Source organism: Cohnella sp. WQ 127256 (assembly GCF_024519285.1).
Classification (GTDB): domain Bacteria; phylum Bacillota; class Bacilli; order Paenibacillales; family Paenibacillaceae; genus Cohnella.
Genome location: NZ_JAMZCY010000012.1, coordinates 57403 through 82212, shown reverse-complemented (window position 1 = coordinate 82212; position 24810 = coordinate 57403). Strand labels below are relative to the sequence as shown.

The 24810-nt window shown below is 39.1% G+C and carries 32 protein-coding genes; all 32 read left to right on the top strand.

Going from position 1 to position 24810, the window contains the following annotated elements:
* Positions 1-859 precede the first annotated feature (859 nt).
* The 32 genes from M1K58_RS27755 (at position 860) to M1K58_RS27600 (ending at position 24799) form a co-directional block, all read left to right on the top strand.
* Positions 860-1255, top strand: coding sequence for a VOC family protein (locus M1K58_RS27755; RefSeq protein WP_256762161.1), 396 nt, complete (start codon positions 860-862; stop codon positions 1253-1255).
* A 367-nt stretch (positions 1256-1622) separates the two neighbouring features.
* Positions 1623-2174 carry a hypothetical protein gene (locus M1K58_RS27750; protein ID WP_256762160.1) on the top strand — a complete coding sequence of 184 codons (552 nt, stop codon included), beginning with the start codon at positions 1623-1625 and terminating at the stop codon, positions 2172-2174.
* A gap of 19 nt (positions 2175-2193) precedes the next feature.
* Positions 2194-2667 carry a hypothetical protein gene (locus M1K58_RS27745; protein ID WP_256762159.1) on the top strand — a complete coding sequence of 158 codons (474 nt, stop codon included), beginning with the start codon at positions 2194-2196 and terminating at the stop codon, positions 2665-2667.
* Positions 2668-2867: 200 nt separating this feature from the next.
* Positions 2868-4526, top strand: a complete 1659-nt coding sequence (locus M1K58_RS27740; RefSeq protein ID WP_256762158.1) for a helix-turn-helix domain-containing protein — start codon at positions 2868-2870, stop codon at positions 4524-4526.
* A 136-nt stretch (positions 4527-4662) separates the two neighbouring features.
* Positions 4663-5631: an iron-hydroxamate ABC transporter substrate-binding protein gene (locus M1K58_RS27735; protein WP_256762157.1), complete on the top strand. Its 969-nt coding sequence runs from the start codon at positions 4663-4665 to the stop codon at positions 5629-5631.
* Positions 5632-5652: 21 nt separating this feature from the next.
* Positions 5653-6660, top strand: a complete 1008-nt coding sequence (locus M1K58_RS27730) for a FecCD family ABC transporter permease (RefSeq protein ID WP_256762156.1) — start codon at positions 5653-5655, stop codon at positions 6658-6660.
* Entirely contained in the window at positions 6657-7664 is a 1008-nt protein-coding gene (locus tag M1K58_RS27725) for a FecCD family ABC transporter permease (protein WP_256762155.1), read from the top strand. The genes M1K58_RS27730 and M1K58_RS27725 overlap by 4 nt, the downstream gene beginning before the upstream one ends.
* Before the next feature lie 281 nt (positions 7665-7945).
* Positions 7946-8608, top strand: coding sequence for an HAD family hydrolase (locus tag M1K58_RS27720; protein WP_256762154.1), 663 nt, complete (start codon positions 7946-7948; stop codon positions 8606-8608).
* Between the two features lie 14 nt (positions 8609-8622).
* Positions 8623-9003, top strand: coding sequence for a hypothetical protein (locus M1K58_RS27715; protein WP_256762153.1), 381 nt, complete (start codon positions 8623-8625; stop codon positions 9001-9003).
* 3 nt (positions 9004-9006) lie between these two features.
* Positions 9007-9894 carry an ornithine carbamoyltransferase gene (locus M1K58_RS27710; protein ID WP_256762152.1) on the top strand — a complete coding sequence of 296 codons (888 nt, stop codon included), beginning with the start codon at positions 9007-9009 and terminating at the stop codon, positions 9892-9894.
* Between the two features lie 58 nt (positions 9895-9952).
* Positions 9953-10504, top strand: coding sequence for a GrpB family protein (locus M1K58_RS27705; RefSeq protein WP_256762151.1), 552 nt, complete (start codon positions 9953-9955; stop codon positions 10502-10504).
* A gap of 39 nt (positions 10505-10543) precedes the next feature.
* Positions 10544-11020, top strand: a complete 477-nt coding sequence (locus M1K58_RS27700) for a hypothetical protein (protein ID WP_256762150.1) — start codon at positions 10544-10546, stop codon at positions 11018-11020.
* Positions 11017-11535: a hypothetical protein gene (locus M1K58_RS27695; protein WP_256762149.1), complete on the top strand. Its 519-nt coding sequence runs from the start codon at positions 11017-11019 to the stop codon at positions 11533-11535. The genes M1K58_RS27700 and M1K58_RS27695 overlap by 4 nt, the downstream gene beginning before the upstream one ends.
* Positions 11536-11646: 111 nt before the next feature.
* Positions 11647-12105, top strand: coding sequence for a DUF2262 domain-containing protein (locus M1K58_RS27690; RefSeq protein WP_256762148.1), 459 nt, complete (start codon positions 11647-11649; stop codon positions 12103-12105).
* A 141-nt stretch (positions 12106-12246) separates the two neighbouring features.
* Entirely contained in the window at positions 12247-12753 is a 507-nt protein-coding gene (locus M1K58_RS27685; RefSeq protein ID WP_256762147.1) for a DinB family protein, read from the top strand.
* A gap of 63 nt (positions 12754-12816) precedes the next feature.
* A complete protein-coding gene (locus M1K58_RS27680; protein WP_256762146.1) occupies positions 12817-13002 on the top strand; it encodes a DUF4177 domain-containing protein in 186 nt (61 codons plus the stop codon).
* A 49-nt stretch (positions 13003-13051) separates the two neighbouring features.
* Entirely contained in the window at positions 13052-13462 is a 411-nt protein-coding gene (locus M1K58_RS27675) for a VOC family protein (protein WP_256762145.1), read from the top strand.
* A gap of 174 nt (positions 13463-13636) precedes the next feature.
* Positions 13637-14416 carry an HAD family hydrolase gene (locus tag M1K58_RS27670; RefSeq protein WP_256762144.1) on the top strand — a complete coding sequence of 260 codons (780 nt, stop codon included), beginning with the start codon at positions 13637-13639 and terminating at the stop codon, positions 14414-14416.
* A 64-nt stretch (positions 14417-14480) separates the two neighbouring features.
* Positions 14481-14951 carry a GNAT family N-acetyltransferase gene (locus tag M1K58_RS27665; protein WP_256762143.1) on the top strand — a complete coding sequence of 157 codons (471 nt, stop codon included), beginning with the start codon at positions 14481-14483 and terminating at the stop codon, positions 14949-14951.
* A 62-nt stretch (positions 14952-15013) separates the two neighbouring features.
* Positions 15014-15814, top strand: a complete 801-nt coding sequence (locus tag M1K58_RS27660) for an inositol monophosphatase family protein (RefSeq protein WP_256762142.1) — start codon at positions 15014-15016, stop codon at positions 15812-15814.
* A gap of 57 nt (positions 15815-15871) precedes the next feature.
* Positions 15872-16429 (top strand): histidine phosphatase family protein, encoded by a 558-nt coding sequence (locus M1K58_RS27655; RefSeq protein ID WP_256762141.1) that lies wholly within the window; start codon positions 15872-15874, stop codon positions 16427-16429.
* 27 nt (positions 16430-16456) lie between these two features.
* Positions 16457-17206 carry a metallophosphoesterase family protein gene (locus tag M1K58_RS27650; protein WP_256762139.1) on the top strand — a complete coding sequence of 250 codons (750 nt, stop codon included), beginning with the start codon at positions 16457-16459 and terminating at the stop codon, positions 17204-17206.
* A gap of 53 nt (positions 17207-17259) precedes the next feature.
* Entirely contained in the window at positions 17260-17772 is a 513-nt protein-coding gene (locus tag M1K58_RS27645) for an 8-oxo-dGTP diphosphatase (RefSeq protein ID WP_256762138.1), read from the top strand.
* A gap of 262 nt (positions 17773-18034) precedes the next feature.
* Positions 18035-18205: a YHYH domain-containing protein gene (locus tag M1K58_RS27640; protein WP_256762137.1), complete on the top strand. Its 171-nt coding sequence runs from the start codon at positions 18035-18037 to the stop codon at positions 18203-18205.
* A 297-nt stretch (positions 18206-18502) separates the two neighbouring features.
* Positions 18503-19117: an FMN-binding negative transcriptional regulator gene (locus tag M1K58_RS27635; protein WP_256762136.1), complete on the top strand. Its 615-nt coding sequence runs from the start codon at positions 18503-18505 to the stop codon at positions 19115-19117.
* 111 nt (positions 19118-19228) lie between these two features.
* Complete coding sequence (locus M1K58_RS27630) at positions 19229-20524, top strand: carcinine hydrolase/isopenicillin-N N-acyltransferase family protein (RefSeq protein WP_256762135.1); 1296 nt, start codon at positions 19229-19231, stop codon at positions 20522-20524.
* Between the two features lie 141 nt (positions 20525-20665).
* Positions 20666-20887 (top strand): hypothetical protein, encoded by a 222-nt coding sequence (locus M1K58_RS27625; RefSeq protein ID WP_256762134.1) that lies wholly within the window; start codon positions 20666-20668, stop codon positions 20885-20887.
* Between the two features lie 114 nt (positions 20888-21001).
* Complete coding sequence (locus M1K58_RS27620; protein WP_256762133.1) at positions 21002-21577, top strand: chloramphenicol phosphotransferase CPT family protein; 576 nt, start codon at positions 21002-21004, stop codon at positions 21575-21577.
* A 14-nt stretch (positions 21578-21591) separates the two neighbouring features.
* The gene (locus M1K58_RS27615) at positions 21592-22065 is read left to right on the top strand and encodes a hypothetical protein (RefSeq protein WP_256762132.1); all 474 of its coding nucleotides are present in this window, start codon (positions 21592-21594) and stop codon (positions 22063-22065) included.
* Between the two features lie 260 nt (positions 22066-22325).
* A complete protein-coding gene (locus M1K58_RS27610) occupies positions 22326-23078 on the top strand; it encodes an IclR family transcriptional regulator (protein ID WP_256762183.1) in 753 nt (250 codons plus the stop codon).
* A gap of 23 nt (positions 23079-23101) precedes the next feature.
* Entirely contained in the window at positions 23102-23878 is a 777-nt protein-coding gene (locus M1K58_RS27605; RefSeq protein WP_256762131.1) for an SDR family NAD(P)-dependent oxidoreductase, read from the top strand.
* Positions 23879-23911: 33 nt separating this feature from the next.
* On the top strand, positions 23912-24799 hold the full coding sequence (locus M1K58_RS27600) for a fumarylacetoacetate hydrolase family protein (RefSeq protein WP_256762130.1): 888 nt from the start codon (positions 23912-23914) through the stop codon (positions 24797-24799).
* The last annotated feature ends 11 nt before the right edge of the window (positions 24800-24810 follow it).

The window sequence follows — 24810 nt, the reverse complement described above, 5'->3', positions numbered from 1 at the left end:
CGATCAATTACATATAGTTTTAAGTATTATTTATCTTTTGACTATTATTGTGGTTGTTATTAGAAGATTTCTCAAACCTAGGCTATTACAATTTGAAAGTATAGTACTAATCATTAATAACAATCGGATTGTAGCTAGTAATATAAAACAAATATACATTGATGGTAATCACATAATCGGAATTAATCTAAAGAAGACTAGAATTGTTCCTATAGCTTTGTGTTTTAAGTTTATTAACAATCAGAGCGGAATAAATACTTTGGTAGAATGGGCAAAGAACAACAATATTGAAGTGAGCCATAAAACATTTATGAAATGGATATAAAGAAATTGATAGTAATTTCAATGGAGTCGCTGGCATCAGCCGGACATATCCAACTCCAACACATCAAATTTACACTGACAGAAGTCAGTTCTATAGGATTATAGGTCGTGAAACTGAAGGGACATATGATGCAATCGACAATATTATCAAAGTGTTCACACCTCAAAATATTGAAGATTTTAATGTGCATAAAAATTATTCGTATCAATTAGTTCATGAATTTGTTTATGCAGTAATTCAACAAATAAATCCAATGTTAGGACAGGTTAAATGGTTGGATTTGTTCAACATTCCATCTTTAGAACAATTACTGTTTAAAACTTGAAACACAACCCTTTTGCATTGAGTTTAATGATAAGACTAATATTTGATAGTATCTCAAGAAGTCGCAGGCATCATCTAACACCATATTCACGCATAGAGGCGATGCCCCTCGGTCCGAACCGGAGAGAGAGAAGAGATGACGTCGTGAACACGCGAATGTTATCAGAAATTTCTTCAGTAAGTTATTAATCCAATATTGGAGGTATAAACATGAGTAAAATTCAATTTTCAGTTCAAGTACTTTTAGTTTCAAATCTTGAAGTATCGAAGGCGTATTACGAGGATGTTTTAGGATGCGAAGTTACAGACTGGTGGGCAGTTAGGGATGATTTCAGATTAGGATTTAAGTTAATTGAAGCAAACGATCCTAGTGACATATCACCTAACAAACCTGGCAAAGGTCAAGATAAGTCATGGGATTCATACGCTTATGTAGAAACACATAATGATTTGGATGAAATATATAGGCAATTGAAAGAAAGAGGAGCAACTATTGAACAAGAGCCAGAAACGTACAATTTTGATTGGGGAACATGGAAAGAATTTTCGATTAAGGATCCAGACCAATATGTGATAGCTTTTGGATCTGGTAAGAAACTTGAGTAGGTATCTCGATGAAGGCATTAACTTCTGATAACACAGCATTCACGCTGCGGGCTTACTCACCTTGGTTGTCAGATGTATAACCATGGAAGTAGCTCAGACAACACACGACCCGGCCTAAGATAATAGCTATCTATGGCCGGGTCGCGTCGTGAATGCGAGAGTCGTTATCAGAAATAAATGAAATTCTAAATTATAACAGTAATAAGGACGGAGAATAAGAAATTGGCGCAAAGTGAAAATTGATTACTCATAGGAACATAGGAGGTTACTCCAATCATCTCAAATAGTCGTAATTGGATATATTCTGTTTGCTTGTATTTATATCCAATTCAGGTGAAAATACTGCGAATACTTTAAGGAGACTCAAATGAAGAAAAAAACAATTCTATTTATAATCCTATTAATCTACGGTTTAATTTATTGTGTTTCAGATTACAATAGGTCATTTAAATCTATAAATGATGTGCTCTATAACGAAGAAGGTTCTTCAAATTCCATGCAGATAAATCAAATTATTGGAGGAAGTGAATATGGCAGAAAAGCCTTTTACTTCTTCTTGAATAAAGAAAACCAAATAGTTGGAGTAAGATTAGATAAGGGTATTTTCGGATGGAAATTCAATGGATCTTCCACTGGGACGGGTTTAGAAGTTGATATAGAGCAGAAATTATCAAAGGCGCGTACTGGTGCTACGAATGACTCAAATAAATTCTATTTTGGTCTTACCTCTTTTGAAAATCTTGAAAAGATTATTATAAATGATTTTGACAATGCAACACTGATAAACTTGGAAGATAGTTTAACGGATGTTAATGACATTCGTAATACATATTTATGGTATGGATACTTTAAAGAAGAATCAGCTGACTATGTAGTAGAAGCCTTTGATGAGCAGAATAATTTAATTTATAGTCAGTAATTCAAATAAGGAGAAAAATATGGGCACGATGACTCTTAAACGTTTCAATGGAACTGAAAAGTTTAAACTATCAGAATCAAGAGCTTATGTTGTTCGTAGTGATGACGAAACAATAATGATGTGGTTTGAGACTGAAACAGATCCTCAAGCTATCATGTCGGTTGAAGATACTGCTGTATTCGAAATGAACCCTAATGCAGAAGTTACAGTATATCTTGATAAGCTAGTACTTAAAGAATTCGGGACTAGATTGTTTGAGCTCTCGCAAGGCTATAACGAAAAAAGTAGAGCTTTAGATGCTAGTTTGTATTATTTTGAACATGAAGCTGTAGACGAAAACATAATAAAAATAGTGTACAAAGGTAATGGAATCTTCTTTCTTCAATGGAGTGGCACAACGACAGATATTAGTTATTATGATAATAGTAAACCAAAGACAATCCTTGAAATAGAGGGTGAGTTTTCATTAGAGGAATACACATCTTGGGAATGATAACTCTGAATCAATTAATTAATGAAGAAACTCTCGCGCTTGCGAGGGTTTTTTTGGCAAAAATAGCTTTGTATAACACTATATTATACGTAGTTTTTTTAATAGAATATAATATCAGAGTATACGACACAGATTCTATTGAGAAAATAATGATAAAGCAACTTTTTACCTTCACTTCTATTGTAATGGAGGCATAGATTTTGAATAACTTTGTTGACTCGGAATGGGCGGAGTCCCGCTTTCCGTTATATACGGCTGACAACATCCATTCGCTGTATAGCACCTCGAACCTCCCTATGTATACAATTAACGAAAAATTAACGGTGCTGATCGCAATTGCCGGCGGCAAGGGCATTCTTAAAGTCGGGGATCAAACATACGAGCTCGCGGAAGGGAGCGTCCTCCTTCTCCCGGCATATAGTGATGCTACTCTAATAGCGAACCGGCAGCATTCCCTTCATACATACAAGCTGGTAATCGGTACAAGGGAACAGACGAAGCGTGTACCATCCGACGCAATGACTCGCAAAAGCGAAGTAACCTCCAATCCGAGTATTCAACTCTTTCCTTACGAACCTTCGATTGTGGCCGATGTGGAGGAGCTTTATGTTCATCGATCGCCGGATAGTGAAGCTCGTCACGTAAGAAATCAAATCGTGTTTCATCAAGTCCTTCTCCAATTAATTGAGCGCCAGGAATCCAAGCACGCGGCAAGCGAACAACCGTCCATGGAACGCAGCATTACTTACTTGGAAAACCACTATGGTGAGAAAATAACTAGTGAACGGTTAGCCGAAATTGCGGGAGTAAGTCGATCGCATTATTCCATTCTTTTTAAGCAGCTGACTGGCTTTTCTCCGAACGAGTACTTGTCACGGCTTCGCGTTCACCGAGCAAAGGAACTATTAATTAACGGATCGGGCACGCTAAGAGAGATAGCGTTGGAGGTTGGGTATAAGGATGAGTTTTATCTTAGCCGCCGTTTTAAGCAACAGACGGGAGCATCTCCATCAAGCTATCATCGAGGATCCATTAAGCGTGTGGCCGTATTGTTAGCGCCTTATGCCAGCCATCTGCTATTGCTTGGATTGGAGCCTACCGTTATTATCTCGGACAACAACGAATATGTGAATGCAACCGGTCTGCAGCAACCAGAAACGATAATGTTTATTAATGGCGACAGTTCTAAAGAACAGATGAAGTCGGTATTGCTCGATCACAACATTGAGCTGATTATTGCGGCTAGCCAGCATTTGAATCATTACGGGTTGAACGCCGAACTTTTGCGAGTTGTGGCACCAATCTCGGAAATTTCGTGGATGGATATCGGCTGGAAAGAGCAGCTTCGCCTGATTGCACAGGTTATTGAGAGAAGCGATCTGGCAGAGCGATGGTTAACCGAATTCGAGCAAGAGGAACAGGCATCCCGTTCACTGGTACAGCAAAGCAGGACTGCGAATGAGATCATAACGATTCTGGTCATTAAACCGGAGAAGTTGCTCGTTTACGGAGCGCGCAATGTCGGATATGTGATGTATCAATCGCTTAAGCTTCAACCTCCTGCAAGAATCCAAATGGAGATCGAGAAGCTGGGTGACCAATTGCATTCCATTCCCATAGAGATATCGGAGCTTGCGGATTATGCTGGAGATCGGATATTAGTCATCGTGTTTCCGGATGTGAAAGGTTCCACTGCGCATTCCGAAGCGATATTCAACTCTTCCTATTGGGAGGAGCTCCCTGCCGTTCGGCGGAATTGCGTACATCATCTTGATATCGATGAATGGATTCCTTACAACCCGGTTTCTATCCGTTTGCAGCTTCAACGAGCTGTAGCGTTATTTGCAGGCAATCAATAGTACAAGCACTTTTCCGAACAAAAAGGCATGGTTAGGAGAGGGATGCATCTCTATAATAAGCAATGTAAATGAGAATGATTTTCATAATCATTGAACATTATTGAGAGATCGCATTTGAAAGGGAGAGAGTCATTTTATGAAAAAGCTGTCCGTGCCATTCATTCTTATCCTTGTTCTTCTATTGAGCGCTTGCGGTGGCAACCAAGCGAATAAGAACAACGAAGCAAGTAGCCCATCCGCCGAATCTTCTTCGGCCGCCCCGTCGTCATCGCAAGCGGCGGCTTCGGAATCCGATACCTTAACTTATCAGTCAGAGAACGGACCTGTAGAGGTTCCAACTCATCCGCAGCGCGTCGTTGTACTCACGAGGTTCCTAACGGGGAACGTTATGATACTCGGTGTACCGCTGGTAGGTGTGGATGAAATGTCCAAGGAGAACCCGAATTTCGCCGATAAACTGAAAGATGTAGAGGCTGTATCGGACGAAAGCCTTGAGAAAATTATCGAGTTGAATCCGGACCTTATTATCGGACTCTCGGATATCATGAACATCGATAAATTCAAAAAAATCGCCCCAACGGTCACTTATACGTATGGTAAAGTCGATTTCAAAACGCAGCAGCTGGAAGTCGGTAAGCTGTTGAATAAAGAAAAAGAAGCTCAAGCTTGGGTCGAAGATTTCGATGCCCGAACCAAAAAGGTTGGCGAAGAAATCAAGGCGAAGATCGGTGAGAATGCAACAGTCTCGGTGATCGAGACATTCAATAAGCAGCTTTATGTCTATGGTGATAATTTTGGTCGCGGAACCGAAATCCTCTATCAGCAATTCGGTCTAGGTATGCCTGAGAAGGTCAAGGAATCAACGAGTAAAGACGGTTTCTTCGCCGTATCGACAGAAGTTCTGAAGGATTACACCGGCGACTATGTCATTTTCAGCAAAAATGCGGATGAAGACAATACGTTCCAGAAAACCGAAACGTATAAGAACATTCCCGCCGTTAAAAATCAACACGTCTTTGAAGCCGATGCTAAGGCGTTCTACTTCAATGATCCGCTAAGCATGGAATATCAATTGGAATTTTTTACAAAACATTTTCTCGGCTAATATAGAAAAGATGAGTGTCCAATGAAGAGTATACGACAACCCGTTCCTATTACCTATAAGCTCCTTGCTAGCGCACTTGTGCTCGTTTTGAGTTTTGTGCTATCGATGATTTTCGGTGCGGCGGAAACAACGCCCCGAGACTTATGGCTTGCTCTGACTTCCAATGCGAAGGACGAGAACATTCTCGTCCTTCGCGAGCTTCGAATGCCTCGTGAGCTGGCCGCGATTCTGATTGGAGCCGCGCTAGCTGTGTCCGGCGCCATCATGCAAGGAGTCACCCGCAATCCGTTGGCGGATCCGGGATTGTTAGGTCTGACTTCTGGCGCTAATATGGCGCTCGCGGTGGCTTTCGTCTTTTTCCCGGGGCTGAGTTACTTCGGCATCATGGTGTCTTGTTTCCTCGGAGCTGCGCTTGGAGCGGCTTTGGTTCTTGTTCTCGGCTCAACGCGCCGTGGACAACTATCCCCGATTCGGATCATACTGGCTGGTGCGGCGGTATCCGCGTTTCTGTATGCGATCTCGGATGGCGTTAGCATCGTATTCAAAAAATCCAAGGACGTATCCATGTGGACCGCTGGGGGCTTAATCGGAACCACGTGGGAACAAATCCAAGCAATAGCGCCCGTGATTGTTCTGGGTATCGTACTCGCTCTTTTCCTATCGAACCAAGTGAGCATTCTCAGCTTGAGTGACGAGGTGGCAGCTGGACTAGGGCAGAAGCTTGTGCTGATCAAAGCCATCTTGTTTATTCTTGTTATCGTGCTTACCGGGGCGTCGGTTGCTCTCGTCGGCAATATGGCATTCGTAGGTTTAATGATTCCGCACATCGTCCGCAGATTCGCAGGCACTGATTATCGACATGTTCTGCCTTTCTCGGCTTTGACGGGGGCTACGTTTATGCTGCTTGCCGATACGCTGGGTCGCACGATTAACGCTCCCTACGAAACACCAGTGGTAGCCATCGTAGCCATGCTGGGCTTACCTTTCTTCCTGTTCGTCGTGCGTAGAGGAGGCAAAGTTCTCTCATGACCTTATCCGCTCTCATTCGCAAACAACGCCTAATTCTGCTCGTTAGCTTAGGTCTGATCGTAGTAACGGCTGTGGCCAGCATGGGCCTAGGGTATTCCTCTCTGTCGTTTGATAGGTTAATTCCCGTCCTGTTCGGCCATGGTACCTTCAATGAAGATTTCGTTCTGTTCACCGTCAGATTACCGCGCATCGTGATTACTTTGCTATCGGGCATGGCGCTTGCGTTGGCTGGTTCCATATTACAAAGCGTCACCCGTAACGATCTGGCCGATCCGGGTCTGATTGGCATCAATTCCGGAGCGGGTGTAGCAATTGCCGTCTTCTTCCTGTACTTCCCGATCGACGTCGGTTCGTTCGTCTATGTTCTGCCACTTGTCGCTTTTATCGGCGCAGTAATCTCGGCCGCTCTTGTTTATGTTTTCGCATATAGCCGAACAAACGGGCTTGATCCTATTCGGCTAGTTTTGGTCGGGGTAGGTTTTTCACTGGCGCTATCAGGAATTATGATCGTGATCATCTCATCAGCGGAACGCTCGAAGGTCGACTTTATCGCCAAATGGATCGCAGGCAATATATGGGGGGCGGATTGGCCGTTTATATGGGCTTTGCTTCCTTGGTTGATACTGCTTATCCCGTTTACCTTGTACAAGTCTCTTAGGCTCAATCTTCTCAGTTTGGGTGAAGCATCGGCGATCGGTCTCGGACTTAAGCTGGAACGGGAACGCCTTGTGTTGATTTTGACCGCCGTCGCCGCGTCTGCATCGGCAGTATCCGTCACGGGTGGAATCGCTTTTATTGGTTTGATGGCGCCGCATATTGCGAAGGCGTTGGTCGGTCCGCGTAATCAGTTGTTCATCCCCGTCGCGGTTCTTCTTGGAGGTTGGCTGCTGTTATTAGCGGACACGATTGGTCGCAATCTCGTCGATCCTAACGGTATTCCCGCAGGTATCATGGTGTCGTTGATCGGTGGGCCTTATTTCGTTTATTTACTGCTTAAGAAGTAGGTTAATTGTAATTGCTCGTCAGCTTATGCTGGCGGGCTTTTTAGTTGTTTGTACAGTTGTCACTGTTATTGAGTGGAAGTTATTCTGGTGATGCAACGATATAGCTTAAAAATGAATGGTTTACACATATTGGATAAATAGTTATATTTAAAATATCGAAAGCATAAGAAGAAAGCTCTGGTGGAAGCATCGCTAGAGCTTTTACTATTTGTGATATTCAATTTGTAGGGTTTTGGTTAAGGTCAGTGGGACGTCGTGAATACAAGCGCAGGAGGGAAACAATGAAAATGATCAAAGCAATCATCTTTGATTTGGATAATACAATTTTAGATCGAACAAGTACCTTTAGAAGGTTTACTAAATCATTTTTGAGTATTTACTTTGATCATTTGGAAATGACTCAAGATATTTCCGATCGAATCATCCAACTTGACCAAGATGGCTACAAAGATAAACAGGAATTGTTTTCTGAGCTGCTGGAACAATTACCTTGGAAAGAGAAGCCACTAATAACGGATTTATTAAATTTTTATAGTACTGAGTATGTTAAGAATGCTGTATTAATGGAAGATGCCAGAGACGTAGTACAGCATGCCAGAAAGAAATATAAAACTGGACTCATAACAAATGGGAAGAGCTTGATTCAATATGGGAAAATCGATCAATTAGGGATTAGAAATGATTTTGATCTCATTATTGTTTCAGAAGAAGCAGGAATCAAGAAACCTGATCCCGGAATATTTGAATTGGCATTTAAGCAGCTAGAATTGAGACCAGAAGAATGCATTTATATAGGAGATCATCCTATAAACGATATTGAAGGTGCAGCAAAAAGCGGAATGGAAACCATATGGATTAAAGTAAATCAACCTTGGAATGATGGGATAATTGCAAAACCATTACACCAAATTGAGAGATTAAGTACATTGTTTGAGTTGATCTAAGAGGAGGAGCTATTATGAAATATACTATCTTTAATTTATTGATTATTTCATTATTTCTTTTTTCTTCTGGCTGCAATAACTCAAACACCACAATTGATGATGCAGGCGAAGCACTAGGTTATGCTGAAAAAGTGATGAGGGACAAAAATATAACAACAGCAAGTAGTTATCAACCAAATGGATATGCCAAATTTAGAATCATGGCAGACGAAAATACATCAAAAGAAGAAGCAAAGCAATTAGTAGAGGAATTTATTCAATCTTTTGAGAACCAATTAACGGACAAGGAAAAATTCTATAAGACTCATGAAATGATATTTGATATTAAATCAAGTAAAGATGGAAAGATACTATATAGCGGCAAGAAAGACAAAGAAATTTGGTGGCAATTTTAGTGAATGACAATAAAATCAAATAACAAAGGCGTTGAAAGTATGCACTTTTTGGAACTATCCTCTCTATCAGAAGAACAAGTCTTAGCGATATTTGATATAACGAGGAAATTAAAAGAAAATCAAGCTAATAAAATTCTAAGTGGAAAGACATTCTTATTATTTTTCCCAGAAACAAGTATTAGGACCAGAGTTACTTTTGAGAAAGGGATCAAAGATCTGGGTGGGGAGTGTATTTTATTTCCACCTGAAACACTTGATAAGAGAGAAGATTCGGAAGATGTAATGAAATTTTTATGCAATTGGGTTGATGCTTTAATTATCAGGCATCCTGATTTTTCAAAGCTTAAGGAACTATCACTTTATGCCTCAATGCCAATAATCAACGCTATGACAACGAATAATCATCCGTGCGAGATACTTTCTGATCTATTTTCTATAGCGGAATTAAGGGGAAACTACAGAGACTTGGTTTATACATTTATGGGTACAGCGAATAACATTTCGAGATCATGGATGGAAATTTCGAAAGTAATGAATCTGAAATTCAACCATGCTTGTACCTCTGGTAACGAACTAGGTGATAACACCTCAAATTATCGATTTTTTACTGATCTTGAATCAACATTAGTGGGTAGTGATGTGGTATTGACAGATTCACTGCCGGACGATTATCTAAATCATGACTACATAACTGAATATCAAATTACACTCGACAGAATGAAATTAGCAAACAAGAGTGCATTATTAAACCCGTGCCCACCATTTTTTAGGGGTGAGGAAGTAAGTAAAGAAGTAATTAACTCTGAATATTTTGTGGGCTATGAGTTTAAGAAAAATTTGATTTACATTCAACAAGCGGTGTTGACGTATTGTTTAGGTTTGAAGATATAAGTGGGAATTGTATTTTATTCACACGCCTGAAAATACATATTAGTTGGTGATCGTCAGGATGAAAGATTCAGTAATCATTGAACCGTACAATGATGAGTGGCCTATGATGTTTGATGCACTTCGCATTAAGATAATAAATCAAATTGGATGTTCAATAGTAAGCATCGATCACATTGGATCGACAGCCATATTTGGATTAGCTGCTAAGCCTATCATTGATCTTCAAATATCCATAATGGATATTAATAATATTGATGAAGTAAAAGAAGGACTGAATGCCCTGGGATTTGTTCACAGACTAGACAACCCAGATTTGACCAAGAGATATTTTAGAGAAACAGAGGGAATGAGGAGAACTCATATTCATGTTAGGGAATCGGGCAGTTGGTCAGAACAATTCAGTTTACTGTTTAGAGATTATTTAAGGGAACATGAAAATGAAAGAAAGGAATATGAAAAAATCAAATATGAACTTGCAAACCAATATAGAAATCAAAGAGAACGCTATGTGGAAGGCAAAACGGAAATAGTATGGGACATTATAAAAAAGGCTAATCGTTGGAGCCAAGAGTGTGGTTGGAGACCAAGTAAATCTTCCATTTTCGGATGATAGAAAGTTAGTAGGTTGTAGAGGAAGAGGAGGTATTCTATGTTCGGACATTTAGGATTTTCTTACGTAGGTCCGATTTATTTATTGATGTTATTTATTCCAAATTTCATATGGAGTAAGAATCAGCCAATAGATGATGTGAATATCAAAGAAAACAAAATATTGTTAGGGTTTGAACGTGTTGGACAAGTATGCTGTACATGTAGCTTATTGATTTTTAGTGATTTTGACATTGCTCCATTTTCGGCATGGAATTTGTGGCTAATAACATCATTTGTACTGATGGTTCTTTATGAGATTTGTTGGATTAGATATTTTATTAATGAAAATACAAAGGAAAATTTTTATCGTAGTTTTTGTGGGATTCCCATCCCTCTTGCGAGTCTGCCTGTAATAGCTTTTTTGTTATTAGGTATATATGGGGAAGTTATTTGGCTGATTATATCGGCTATCATAATTGGTATAGGTCATATAGGTATACACATCCAGCACTTGCGGAAAGGATCAAAAATATGAATTACAGAGAAATTAACCAGAATTCTGAAGAAGGATTTCAGGATTTACGATTTGATATTGTTTCATCTTATTATAAAGATAATCGAAATCATTTTCTTGTCTATGGTCAATATCAAGATGTAATTGTTGGATTTGAAGTGATAATTAATAGTGATATGTTGCTAGGTTGGGACCAAGGGGATATTAACATGGATGCTTTTTGTCCTGAGGGAATTACTCTGAGATCAATCGGTAAAGAATCTGATGATTTTATTAAGGTTCTTTTAGAACTGTACGGTTTTGTAGGAGAGTTAAGTTTTGAAGACGAAATTTCATTTACTTCATTTCCACTGGAAGGAGATCCTAGAAATTTTGCTAATGAAGACTTGAAATTTAAGGTCTTTTTTGATGAGAATAATGAATTACATATGTACTGCGAATTATATATAAACATATCAGTGAAGAATCGATTATTTGAATTGAAAGAAAAAGATATCGAATATCGGCTAAATATTTTAAAAACAATAGGTAGGTGAGCGGGCAAATAGGACAATTACTATCAACAGATGAACTTGGATTTTTTAGGGGTATTTCGAGGGATGGCCCGGAGACAACCTATAACAGTTCAAGTCAGGAGGTTATAGATTTTGGATAGGGTAATTAGAAGTGAGTTAATTGGAGCATTTGTCTATGAAGGGATTAGTAAAGCGTATAGTCATAAAGATGGTTACATACATTGGTCACTGGGTATGAAGAATGAACTCGCAGATATAAATGAGATGATGAAAAGAGCGGAAAAACTTTTTGCATGTATTCAAGAATTTGATGAGAATGCAAAGATAGCAATAGCAGATAAGTTAATTAATTTTAAAAATGATTTTTGGCCTGAGTATGATGAGAATGATGAAAGCTTAAATTGGGATGAAGTAGATGCAGGGAAATATGATGTGACAAAAGAAGTATTTGGAAAATTGATTACTCTGCTCGACATTGTAATCAATGAGAACAATATTTACTGTGAATATAATGATGGGGAGTTATTTGGCGGTCATAGAATACATGTTTATTTTAATAATGAATATGAGTTATTAAGTGCAGACATTTAATCACACCTCGAGATAAACAGATGAATCCAGCGCGGCAAAAGCGGTCAACTGTTTAACGTAATGGAACTTTTTTTATATCACCAATCATCGTGGCCGGTTCTTTTGGAATAAATCAAAAAATTTAATGAGAGGGAGTTGTCCATGGAACTTCAAGAGATCAATCAAAAATTGAAAGAAACAAGAGACGAATTACTAGGAGCTCTCAATGGATTGAGTAGAGATCAATTAAACAAACAGAAAGACTCACAAAGTTGGAGTATTAGTCAGGTATGTCAACACCTAACTAAGACAGAAGAATTATATGTTGTAGCGATTAGGAAGGGATTAAAGAGTAAAGAAGATTCATTCATAGAACATAAACCATTAGAGTTTTTACTTGATAGAAGTAAAAGATTAGAAGCTCCTGAGATTGCTAAACCAACGGATGAAATTTTAGAATATGATGAAATCATTGATAGACTAAACAATTCAAGACAGAAGTTATATGAAACATTAAACACAATAGAAGACCCATCAGTTTTGAGTAGAAGACATTTTATCCACCCAGTATTTAAAGAGATGCTACTAATTGAATGGGTTAAATCAATTTACATACATGAACAAAGACATATGAAGCAAATTAATGAAATTAAGGATGGATTTAAGTAACTGAACTAGCACAAATTTTACTGGGTCATGTTAAAGAATAAATAAGAACCGGAGGATTCCATTATGTATGAATATATGTTTGTAGAGACCTCTCTAGGCGGGTTCTTCACTTCAGCTACACACCGGGAAACGATTTCTGAATATGCAGAAAAAGGATGGCGGTTAGTTCAAGTATTACCTACTAATTATAATGGTCATGGAAAACCAACCGATTACGAAATCATTTTTGAAAGACCATTGAAAGATTAGTACGAGATATTATTTTCAATTAATCACGGAATAATAAGGAGATGATATTTTGAGCAGTGTATTTCAAAGGATTGATTGTAACTTCATACCTGTTTCAAATCTGCAAAAATCCTTAAAATGGTACAAAGAAGTATTAGGATGTTCCCTTGTTTGGAAAGAAGAAAGTGGATATGCCGCATTAAACGTTTCATCATTTTTCGAAGAAGGTAAATCAGCAAACATTGAACTTGGACAAGCAATGATTACGTTGGTTGAGTCAGAAGACTTTATACCTCTTTGTTTCATAAAGAACGGAGAAAAACATCCCTATATGAACTTCTATACGAAAGAAATAGATAGAGCCCATCAAAGACTATCTACATTAGATATAAATATAGGACCAATAGTTGATGAAGGGCATCTTAAATTTTTTAACTTTTCAGAATTAAATGGACATTACATGGGTGTTTGTAGTTTTTAGAATTGATAACATCTTAGTTCAGAGGAGTCTAACTGATTTCTTATAGATTGCTTAACCCAGACGGGTACAATCTTCAATGGAATACGAACGTAGTCGGCAAGGACCTACGAAGCTTTTTAGGTAAGGAAGACAATAAAAGGCATTAATAACGGAGCATGTTTTGGAGGTGGATCTATGGGATTTAAAGCATTCGTCCTAGATTTAGACGGGACGTTAGTTGATTCTAATAAACAAGTTTCTGATAGAAGCTGTAAGGCAATAACTAACGCATATCATCAAGGAATAAAAATAATAATCGCAACTGCTCGTCCTCCTCGGGCAGTTAGTTGGTTATTACCAGAAGTACTTCAAGATATCTGCTCTTACGTTTACTACAATGGGGCAATGATTAGATGCAATGATAGTAACTTTTCTTTTCATACCACCATCGATGCAGAACTTTCAGCTCAAATCCTTGAATTTTGCTTGTTGCAAGATTCAAATGTTGAAATAAGTATCGAGGTAGAGGATCGGTGGTTTTGCTTAAAGGAATTCGATTACTCTATTCTCAAATCAGTAGGAGGCAAGCCGGAAGTTAAGGATTTAGAAGAGTTAAAAACCTTTAATCCAACAAAGATTATTGTGTCCGGTCTGAAGGATATAGAAACTCTAAAAAATAGGTTCGAATCCAGGGCGAAGATACTAGTAACGGATCAAGGAAACCTTGTGCAAATTTCAAACTTGGAAGCGACAAAGGAATTAGCTGTTTTGAAGTTAAGCAGCATTTATGGAATCTCCATCGATGATGTGATCGTATTTGGTGATGACACCAACGATATAGGGCTATTTAAAATTTGTGGGCAATCAGTAGCGATGGAGAATGCGATTGAGGAGTTAAAAGAGATAGCAAGTGAAATAACAACCAGTAACGATAACGAGGGTGTAGCTGTTGTCATTGAAAGGCTTTGTGGGTAACTCAAAGTCGGACAGTAAACAATATGTCCTATTCTATATGAAGACATTGAGGGGGAATGATTTTATGGAGATAAAATTAGTTAAAGCAATTGAATCTGATGCGGAATCGATACTTGATATTCAGATTAAAGCATTCACCCCTCTATTGGAAAAGTACAAAGATTACAATTCGAATCCAGCAAATGAAACTATGGATAGAGTCATTACTAGAATTAACAATCCTAATGGTGAATTCTACAAAATATTGGAAAACCATGATCTTGTAGGAGCTATATGTGTGTCCTGGCGAGAGGAAACACAATACTGGATAAGTCCTATGTTTATTCTTCCCGAATATCAAGGAAGAGGACTCGCGCAAAAAACGATAAATGTATTAGAGCAAATGTTTCCACGGGCATTGACGTGGGAGTTAGCCACGATCCTAGAGGAAGAACGTAATTGTTATTTATATGAAAAAATGGGCTACTTAAAGACAGGGGTTCAGAAAAAGTTAAATGAAGCCACAACGTTAATCTACTATAAGAAGATTTGTTAGATTGTGGAATACTTTATGTAAAGGGATGTTTCAGTATGAATAATGATCTACGGAGGTGTCAAATGGATCATGAGATTATTCGAAGAGCTAAAGAACTATCCATGCAAGTCGTTCGCCAAGCGGGGCAAATTGCTAAAGAAAGATTCGATCATTTTGACCATTTGAGATTTAAAGACGATTTTGGAGATGTGGTTACTGAAGTTGACCACTTAGCTGAGGAAGTCATACTGAAACAAATTCTTAATAAATTTCCTACTCACCAGATACACAGTGAAGAGGCAGGGGTATTTGGGACGGAGAACGACTGGCTTTGGCTTATCGATCCTCTGGATGGAACTAATAATTTTGCAATAGGATTACCTGTCTTTACGACTTCGATTACGTTGATGTACAGAAGAGAACCGGTACTTGGAGTCGTCTATGAGCCGTTAACAGATAGATTATTCGTCTCGGTAAGAGGTGAGGGCGCGAATTGTAACAATCGGCCGCTACATGTAAAGAGTAATTTAAATATTTTCAAAGGAAATATTGGATGGATACAAGGCCATAAAGTACAGAACGATAGAAGGGCAGTTCAGTTAAGGCAATTTATCGATATTAATTTCAAGAGAATGATGAGGTTATGGGCACCTACACTTCAATGGTGCATGCTTGCCAAGGGGGACATAGACGGAATTATTCTTTACAATTCTGAAGGTGACGATTTGTATTCGGGCGTATTAATGGTTAAAGAAGCTGGAGGCATCGTAATAGATTTTGAAGGGAACCCATTTACAGGAATGAATGAAGAGCCTTACATAATAGCTTGCCATCCGGATCATAAAGAAGAATTAATTAATATCGTGAAACAGGGGCTTAGTTAGTTCGAAGAAGTAACTGAAACCATAGCAGCGCTGATTTAAGAAAGTGGTGATATTGAAGTGGAAACTTTTATTTACTTTGTCAGACATGCTGAATCTGTTTATATTGAAGGTAAGGAAAGAAGCAGGGGCCTATCAGAGGTCGGTAAGTCAGATGCACTAACAATAAGGGATATTCTCAAAGACGAAGAAATCGATCTATTCATTTCAAGTCCGTATGAAAGATCATTAGCAACCATCCGTCCTGCAGCAAATGAGTATTTGAAAGATATCCAAATAGAAGAAGACTTGAGAGAAAGAAATATTGGTGAAATTCAGTCAGTAACGTTCAAAGAAGCGAAGCGACAAGTATATGAAGACAAACAATTTGCTTTTCCTAATGGAGAGTCCAGTCTAGAAGCACAGCAGAGAGCTGTTAGAATCGTTAGAGACATATTAGAAACCTATGAAGGCATGAAAATCGTAGTGGGTACTCATGGAGACATTATGACTTTAATGATAAACCATTTTGATAAACAATTTGATTTTGAATTTTGGCAGTCCACATCTATGCCAGACATATATAAAGTAAAATTTGAAGAGAAGACATTAATAAGCTCGATAAGAATATGGCCGTAATACACCATCTAGAAAGGATGAAATATTATGCGTGAGTCAATCGCTATTATTTCAGATATTCATGGTAATAGTGTAGCGTTAGAAGCTGTGCTAAAAGATATAGCAGCCCGAAAGATTCAATCAATCGTTAATTTAGGAGATAGTTTGTTCGGACCCATTGATCCACTAGGCACTGCTAAACATTTAATGAACAATACAAACATTGTTAATATTATGGGGAATTGTGATCAGATTCTATTAGATAAAGAAAGCAATTCTGCTACTTATAAGTTTGTAAGTCCGATGATCAATAATGAGATTGAGAATTGGATTCGAACGTTTAAAGACACATGGGTATTTGAAGATATTTTGTTTTGTCATGGAAGTCCATTTCATAATGATAAGTACTTACTAGAAGAAGTAAATGAAATGGGTGTAGTTAGTTATAAGAATCCAAATCAGATTGCAGCGGAACTTGAAGAAGTACCACAACAATTTCTTTTTTGTGGTCATAGTCATGTTTTCAAAACTTTTTATTTATCGAATGGTAAGCTAATTATTAATTCAGGAAGTGTAGGGTTGCCTGCATATCATGATGACGAGCCGTTTCCTCATGTGATGGAATCATTTTCTCCTTATGCTGAGTATGTTATTGCCTACAAGACTGCAGAAAAAAACTGGAGTATTGAACATGTCATGATTCACTATGATTGGGAAAAAGCTAGTTCGATTGCTGAAGCTAACGGACGAGAAGATTATGCGTTTGCACTAAGGACAGGAAGAGCACTTGTCAGGTAATGCGAGCCGAGTGATAGAATAGATTCCAATTACATCTAAGAGGAGACTTTTCAATGAATCTAAAGCATGAGCTTTTTACGATGTGTATGATCTTGAAAGATGATAAAGTTCTATTAATCAATCGACCCAACAAATTAGGTTTTCCAGGGTTCATTGCTCCGGGAGGCAAAGTTGATTATCCAGAAAGTATAGTTGATGGTGCAATACGCGAAGTCAGGGAAGAAACAGGCTTGATTATTACAGACATTACATATAAGGGATTAGCGGAATACTGTGAACCTAAAACGGGATTGAGGTCTATGGTATTTAATTATTTAGCGACTTCTTTTGAAGGGGAATTATTAGAGAATCCACCTGAAGGAGAATTGCTGTGGATTGAAAGAGAGAAGGCACTTGAATTACCGATGCAAGACTGGTTTAAGAGCAGATTTCCTTTATTCTTCAATCAGGGAACTTTTGAAATAAGTTCAGTTTGGGATAAAGATAAAAACATAACAACTGGGAGAACCGAGAAGCATTATTCGGAGAGTAAAGTGATAAATATCGATTCAATTAATCAAAGTTAATGGCTCTCATGTTTGGTGGGAAAACCCAGAAAAATGGTCGTGATAAGTCCTTATGAAAAAAGTAGTGACTTTAGTGAGTTTAGGTTTAATTTTCAAAGCAGTATTGCACCTATGAACGAAAGTAAGGGCGAAAATTAAAACATATGGAATAATAGTTAGGTGCTAGATGAAATAACTTTTATTCCCTAAACATGGAATTTGATATAGAATGATTTAAGATTCTATTAAGTCCTAAAGCATAGGGCAGATACAGGGTGAATGTATGAAAAAGATCTTCGTGTTGTTTATTGCTCTCGCTGTGTTAGTTGGAACTTCATCTTCTGTATACGCACATTCAGGTAGAACGGATAAGAATGGTGGACATAATTGCTCCGCAAAATCTAAGAAAAAAGGACTTTGCACGGGATACCACTATCACACAAAGAAAAAATAACAGATCAACTCAAATGTATCTATTAAACCCAGCTGAGATATTTCAAAGGCAGGGTTTTTCCATATTTATGTTAGACGCAACTTTTGAATGATCCAAAACTAAGCTACATTTTATTGATGAAACTGAAGTAAACATGTTTGAGGGAAGAACCTTTTCAATTCATGTGATGAAGATCATGGGGAATGGAGCTATACAGATGAAAAGGACTACATCCATTTTACAGTTTGGATAAAGAATAAATCGTTAATACAATCTCGATATATGAAATTCCTATAAAAACATAACGGATGTGATCAAATGTACATACCAAAGCATTTTTTGGTTGAAGATCAGAAGGTTATTTATGAGTTCATTGACAAAAACAGCTTTGGCATTCTGTTTTCTACTCATGATGGGAAACCGTTCGCAACGCACTTACCGCTCTTAGTAAATCAAAAAGAGGGATACCTATATGGTCATTTTGCAAGGTCAAATTCCCAATGGAATGATATTGAACATCAAGAAGTACTAGTTGTTTTTCAAGGAGCTCATAGTTATATTTCACCTTCTTGGTATGAGACTACTGCATCTGTACCAACTTGGAATTATGTTGCTGTTCATGTTTATGGAAGAGTAGAACTTATTGAAGACAAATCTCAACTATTAGAAGATCTGAATGAAATGGTATCAAAATATGAAGAATCAAATGATTCATATCGTATCGATGAAAGTAACACTGAATTCGTTAATGGATTAATGAAAGGAATTGTAGGATTTAAATTGACAATTCATAAACTCGAGGGCAAACGGAAACTGAGTCAAAACCATTCAATCGAACGACAAGAAAGGGTAATTTCAAATTTAGAACTCATTCAAAATGACAATGCTCAAGAAATAGCAAAACTTATGAAGAACAATAATAGGAGTAAGTAGGATGTCGCGAATACATTTACTTTAGCTGAAATAACTTAGAAGATGTCGTTTGAAGGTGATTTCGAGGATAAGAGGGTTTTTCAAATATTTAATAATGAGAGTGGGTGTAAGGTGAAGAAAGTTGTTGTTTTGCTTGTGGCATTCATTTTGTTTTTTTATCCTAATCTGACTTTGACGTCAGCTTGTACGGTTCTATGTGTGGCTGATAGTAATCAGGTTTTCGTAGGAAATAACGAAGATGGTACTAACGTCAATGCCAAAGCTTGGATTATTCCATCAGATGGGAAGTCCTATGGTTACCTGGCGTTTGGATTTGAGGATGCTGTTGCTCAAGGTGGAATGAACGACCAAGGCTTTGTTATGGATTGGGCGACAACAACGATACAGTCCCTTGCTTATTCTAAAGGACAACGATATTTCAAAACGACTATTTTTGGCCATGACTTTAATGAAATGGTCCTTCGAGAGAGTGCGAATGTGGAAGATGCGATTCGTATATATAAAGAATTCTATATCCCTGAAGTAAATGGACATGTGTTGCTTGCTGATAAGTCGGGACGTTCGGTCATAGTGGAATGGCTAGACGGACAAATTAAAGTACTGCCTGCGCAAAATAACGTTCAATTTATGACAAACTTTGATCTAGCTCCTCAATCCAGGATTTCAGAGATAAACGATATACGCTATATGATAATGGAACAAATGCTGGATAGTAACAACAAAAACAACGCTTCATTCGAAAAGGTAACGGATCTGCTTAAGGCAACATATCAATCTGGGCCGAACAATACAGGAACGATTTATTCAAATATCTATAATTTGACGACGGGTGACGTATCCACGATTTATTTGCAAGATCCGAACAACGTGATCACGTGGAATCTCCATGAAGAACTGAGTAAAAATAAAATTCAAGTATTCGACTTGAAAAAAATGTTCGCAGCTCCTATTTCATATCCAGCTCTCAAGGATCGCAATAGTCAAAATCCGTTTGCGACGAAATCTGCTTTGCAAGTATTTTGGGTCGTTGGTTCTTTGTTGGTTTTATTCCTTATTGCTGTTGCTGTGCGATACTTCTACAGTCCGTTCCTTCGAAAAAAATGGGCAACGGCAATGTTTGTTACGTCCCTATTGAACGGACTTATTTGTCTATTCTTCTGGAATGGACTTATTGATACGGGGAGGTATATCCGGTTTCAATTGACGATTTACGAAAAGATATTGTATGACTTGCCATATGTCATCGTCACGATAACCATTTTACAGATGGTACTTCTAGCCATCCTCTGGTTAAAAAAAAAAGCCCGCTTACTCGATCGGATTTTGTACAGTTTGTACACCGCAGTTCTAATTGGAATTTCATGCATTGCGTTGGTATTTTTTATTGTAGGGATTACTAATTTATAATGGGAGAGTATTATAGCGCATGATAACAGCTTTGACAGATCCAATAAGTATTGGCTGTCAGGAGACCGCTTAACCGATCTAATAAATAAGTATGACATTCAGTTTATATGGGGAGTTCTAACCGGATTTAATCAATCACAAGTGATAGACATTAAGAAACTTGAAATTGAGCCATATGCAGATGGATATGAGGGTTTTTGGTTTCCTGGATCAACAGTGCAATATCCTACAGCTGAACTTGAGATTGTGTGTTGGGATTCGACACTGACTTTATTACTAAGTAAGGATCGAACCATTGTAGAAGATTTTAAAGAATATTTTAAGGATGCAAGAGATTTAGATGAATATATTTTAGAAGATTAATTCAGAATTTAGTCTGAAAAATAGTATCGGAGTAAGACGCTAGGAAATATGATTTTTTTTCATATGAGAACCTTTTACGATAGACAGACGTCTAAGATAACGGGGGGAGTGATTATGAATAACGGAATCGTTATTTTTCTGAATGGCACATCAAGCTCAGGGAAAACGAGTATATCAAATGAGCTTCTGCAGGTGCTCGAGGAAGACTTTATGTACTTTTCAGTCGATAATGCAATTGCTGGCGTTAATGATATGCTGATGAGTATGTTTAGTGAATCCATATCTATAGAAGATATAAAAACGATTGAAAGAGAAGAATTAATAGAGAACTCAGTCATATCCTTATTTCATCATTCCATTAAAGCTTTTTCAATGATTGGGAAGAATATAATAGTTGATCATGTTTTGATAGAGCAAAGATGGTTAGAGGAATGTATTGAATTGTTACATAACACACAAACATTCTTGATTGGTGTTCAATGTCCACTTGAGGAACTTGAACGAAGAGAGCGACATAGAGGAGACAGACCGATAGGACTCGCTAAAGCACAAATGGATCTCGTACATAGACATAATCAATATGATCTTACTGTGAATACACATACTAACTCAATTGCTGAATGTGCAGATCTGATTAAACAATTTATAACAACCAATCATCCAAAAGCACTTAATGAAATGAACGACTAACGGAGGAATACATCTTGAGAAATTTGCTTATAGGTCTATGTATTATTCTTATGATGACAGGCTGTGTAAATAATACAACAACTGAGAAAACAAAAAACGAGGTTGAAATATCAACTGAGGATAATGAGATAAAGGAAGAACCTTCGAATACAAACACTACCGTAGAAGAAAATGACTTGATAAATCTGTTTCGTGGGGTTTGGACGAATAAGGAGCAGCAGGATATTTCATTAGAGCTACAGGACGGAATAGAATTAATCGGTGTTAAGGAAGGACAGTTAATGACCTCTGCTGAATACACCATATCCGAAGTTAACACACAAGAACAATCAATTGTCATAGAAGGATATATAGAAGATATTTCTAATGATGAGAAGACAGAGAAAAGGGAATATTCAAGTAAACTCTATTTAAAAAATGAGGGTAAAGAGCTTTTATATATTTTTGATTATCTTAACGAGAAGCATGAGAGTGAATGGATAAAATAGGTTTGCTTGAAATGATGAACTTGTTAATCCAAAGATCTCTTGTGAATACGTATATAGATTTTCTAAACAAGCTATGAGAATGATTTCGAATCAATAGATTAGGCCCGCTCATGCGGAATCAAGCGAAGTTTACACTTCGCTTTTTTGCATTCTCGATTTTGGAAATCGAGTATTGACGGAGCTATAGCAGACATGTAAAATCAAAATATAACATATAAAACTGTAGTTTAATATATTAAACTAATTGGAGGGATCTCACTATCGAACGGAAATATTGGGCGCCTGCCATCGAGAAAGCCCACTACATTTTGGAACTCATCGGGAAGGAGCCCGGCAAGCTCAAGCTCATGGATCTCTCCAACCGACTTGAGATTAATAAAAGCTCCATGTTCGTACTTCTACATACGCTGGAACAACTCGGTTGGATTAGCAAAGGTTTAGACGATGTGTATTCCCTCGGTCGCGTGCTTGGCTCGCTGGGTAATGCATTCCTCGGGCAATTTGACCTGAAAGAGCAGTTCCGGGAGCAGGCAGCTAAGTCGAGAGATATCCTGCAGGAGACAATCCAGCTCGCGAAGCTGGACGGCGATAGCGTGCTCTATCTAGAGAAGGTCGAAGCTCCGTCTAGAGTGCGGCTCGTATCGGAGCCGGGTATGCGATTCCCAGCCCACGCAACTGCGCTCGGTAAAGTGTTGCTTGCATGGGAGTCTGAAGCCGACATCGATGGAAGGCTCAACGATTCGCTTGAAGAGTTGACACCGAACACCATTACAAATAAGTCGAAGCTTTTTGCACAGCTTCAGTCGACTCGGTCGGCAGGCTTCGCGACCGAGGAGCAAGAGGCAGTTATGGGTTTCTGCTGTGTAGCCGCACCCATAAAAGATGCTCGAGGGATAGCGGTTGCTGCCGTTAGTGCCTCCATCGCCCTTCACAAGTGGGAACAAACTCGGGAGAAGGCAACGGCGGAAGTGGTTGACTTGGCCAATCGCCTAAGTATTGCATTATTGACATAACCAAAGAAGGAGTGAGTTCAAACATGGCAAGATTGGCTAACAAAATAGCACTCATTACAGGGGCGGGGTCAGGCATCGGCCAAAGCTCGGCCTTATTATTCGCAAAAGAAGGGGCTACCGTCGTTGTCAATGACCTCGATGCCGTAAAGGCTGAGGAAACCGTTCGGCTCATCGAGCAGAGTGGGGGAGAAGCGATATTTATTGGTGCGGACGTTACGAATCCAGAGCAGGTGGCTGAGATGGTCGAAGCCATCAAGGCACGGTATAACCGCATAGATATCTTGTTTAACAACGCGGGAATTAGCGGTGTAGGCGTACTTCACGAGATCGAGCCGGAAGCATGGGATCGCGTCATTAACGTCAATATTCGTGGCGTATTCTTGCCATCCAAATACGTGCTACCCCTGATGATGGAGCAACGTAGTGGATCCATCATTAATATGTCCTCATGCATCGCGGAAATCGGGCTCGCCAAACGAGCATCCTACGCTGCGACGAAAGGCGCTGTTCTCGCACTGACGAAATCGATGCAGGTCGATTACGCTCCCTATAACATTCGCGTCAATGCGCTGCTACCTGGGACGATCCTCACACCGTTCGTTGAGAACTATCTGCGAACGTCCTATGATGATCCGGAGATAGCAATTGCCTCCTTGAAAACCCGTCAGCTAAGCGGTGATTTGGGGCGCCCGGATGACGTCGCCCAAGCTGCGTTATTCCTAGCCTCGGACGAAGCCAAGTTTATGATGGGCTCCCCGCTCTACATCGACGGTGGTGTTACATTCGGCAAGAACGCTTAAAACCATACATAAATTAAGGAGGAATTCATTCTTATGAAGCTACTAACTTTCATCAAGCAGGGTCAACCCGTTCTTGGTGTGAACACAGACAATGGCGTGCTCGATGTTCAAGCTGCTGCCTCAGCGTTGGGACTTAAGGCACCCGATTCAGTCATGTCTGTCATCGAGCAAGGTGTTTCAGCCATTGGCACATTGGAACAGCTGGTTGCGGCTACCCCAGAGGGCAGCGTGGCATGGGTCGATCAAGCAGATCTTACCTACGGTCCTTGTGTGACAGAGCCGAAGAAAATCATTTGCGTCGGTCTCAACTACCGCAAACACGCAGAAGAGACGAACGCTGCGATTCCGGAATACCCGATCCTATTTAACAAGTTCCACAATACGATTACTGCACATGGACGGGACATTGCGATTCCGCGTGTCACCTCAAAGCTAGATTACGAGGCGGAGCTTGTCATCGTCATCGGTAAGAAAACGAAATACGTATCGAAGGAGCAAGCGCTCGACCACGTATTCGGCTACTGCTGCGTGAATGACTTGTCCGCTCGGGACCTTCAATTGCGTACTCAGCAATGGATGCTTGGCAAGATAGGTGACGACTTCAGTCCGATCGGTCCTTACCTCGTAACGGCCGACGAAGTTGGTGACCCAAATAATCTATGGATTAAGTCGAGCGTGAATGGGGAAGTTCGTCAGAGCTCCAACACTTCAGATATGATCTTCCCTTGCGACGAAATCGTTAGCTACATCTCCCAACACTTAACACTTGAGCCGGGTGACATTATCCTGACGGGAACACCTGAAGGTGTCGTGCTCGGATACCCACCGGAGAAACAAGTGTATTTGAAGCCTGGTGACGTTGTGACGATTGAAATCGAGAAGCTCGGCTCGCTCACGAATACGTTCGTGGCGGAATCCTAACAAGATACTTT

What these genes read in the sequence shown, in the direction of transcription:
- M1K58_RS27635 (WP_256762136.1), top strand. Translation starts at nt 18,503, where the DNA reads ATGTACATACCAAAGCATTTTTTGGTTGAAGATCAGAAGGTTATTTAT.
- M1K58_RS27745 (WP_256762159.1), top strand. Translation starts at nt 2,194, where the DNA reads ATGGGCACGATGACTCTTAAACGTTTCAATGGAACTGAAAAGTTTAAA.
- M1K58_RS27720 (WP_256762154.1), top strand. Translation starts at nt 7,946, where the DNA reads ATGAAAATGATCAAAGCAATCATCTTTGATTTGGATAATACAATTTTA.
- M1K58_RS27750 (WP_256762160.1), top strand. Translation starts at nt 1,623, where the DNA reads ATGAAGAAAAAAACAATTCTATTTATAATCCTATTAATCTACGGTTTA.
- M1K58_RS27665 (WP_256762143.1), top strand. Translation starts at nt 14,481, where the DNA reads ATGGAGATAAAATTAGTTAAAGCAATTGAATCTGATGCGGAATCGATA.
- M1K58_RS27730 (WP_256762156.1), top strand. Translation starts at nt 5,653, where the DNA reads ATGAAGAGTATACGACAACCCGTTCCTATTACCTATAAGCTCCTTGCT.
- M1K58_RS27600 (WP_256762130.1), top strand. Translation starts at nt 23,912, where the DNA reads ATGAAGCTACTAACTTTCATCAAGCAGGGTCAACCCGTTCTTGGTGTG.
- M1K58_RS27755 (WP_256762161.1), top strand. Translation starts at nt 860, where the DNA reads ATGAGTAAAATTCAATTTTCAGTTCAAGTACTTTTAGTTTCAAATCTT.
- M1K58_RS27705 (WP_256762151.1), top strand. Translation starts at nt 9,953, where the DNA reads ATGAAAGATTCAGTAATCATTGAACCGTACAATGATGAGTGGCCTATG.
- M1K58_RS27650 (WP_256762139.1), top strand. Translation starts at nt 16,457, where the DNA reads ATGCGTGAGTCAATCGCTATTATTTCAGATATTCATGGTAATAGTGTA.
- M1K58_RS27725 (WP_256762155.1), top strand. Translation starts at nt 6,657, where the DNA reads ATGACCTTATCCGCTCTCATTCGCAAACAACGCCTAATTCTGCTCGTT.
- M1K58_RS27645 (WP_256762138.1), top strand. Translation starts at nt 17,260, where the DNA reads ATGAATCTAAAGCATGAGCTTTTTACGATGTGTATGATCTTGAAAGAT.
- M1K58_RS27660 (WP_256762142.1), top strand. Translation starts at nt 15,014, where the DNA reads ATGGATCATGAGATTATTCGAAGAGCTAAAGAACTATCCATGCAAGTC.
- M1K58_RS27735 (WP_256762157.1), top strand. Translation starts at nt 4,663, where the DNA reads ATGAAAAAGCTGTCCGTGCCATTCATTCTTATCCTTGTTCTTCTATTG.
- M1K58_RS27605 (WP_256762131.1), top strand. Translation starts at nt 23,102, where the DNA reads ATGGCAAGATTGGCTAACAAAATAGCACTCATTACAGGGGCGGGGTCA.
- M1K58_RS27680 (WP_256762146.1), top strand. Translation starts at nt 12,817, where the DNA reads ATGTATGAATATATGTTTGTAGAGACCTCTCTAGGCGGGTTCTTCACT.
- M1K58_RS27710 (WP_256762152.1), top strand. Translation starts at nt 9,007, where the DNA reads ATGACAATAAAATCAAATAACAAAGGCGTTGAAAGTATGCACTTTTTG.
- M1K58_RS27685 (WP_256762147.1), top strand. Translation starts at nt 12,247, where the DNA reads ATGGAACTTCAAGAGATCAATCAAAAATTGAAAGAAACAAGAGACGAA.
- M1K58_RS27670 (WP_256762144.1), top strand. Translation starts at nt 13,637, where the DNA reads ATGGGATTTAAAGCATTCGTCCTAGATTTAGACGGGACGTTAGTTGAT.
- M1K58_RS27620 (WP_256762133.1), top strand. Translation starts at nt 21,002, where the DNA reads ATGAATAACGGAATCGTTATTTTTCTGAATGGCACATCAAGCTCAGGG.
- M1K58_RS27715 (WP_256762153.1), top strand. Translation starts at nt 8,623, where the DNA reads ATGAAATATACTATCTTTAATTTATTGATTATTTCATTATTTCTTTTT.
- M1K58_RS27695 (WP_256762149.1), top strand. Translation starts at nt 11,017, where the DNA reads ATGAATTACAGAGAAATTAACCAGAATTCTGAAGAAGGATTTCAGGAT.
- M1K58_RS27640 (WP_256762137.1), top strand. Translation starts at nt 18,035, where the DNA reads ATGAAAAAGATCTTCGTGTTGTTTATTGCTCTCGCTGTGTTAGTTGGA.
- M1K58_RS27700 (WP_256762150.1), top strand. Translation starts at nt 10,544, where the DNA reads ATGTTCGGACATTTAGGATTTTCTTACGTAGGTCCGATTTATTTATTG.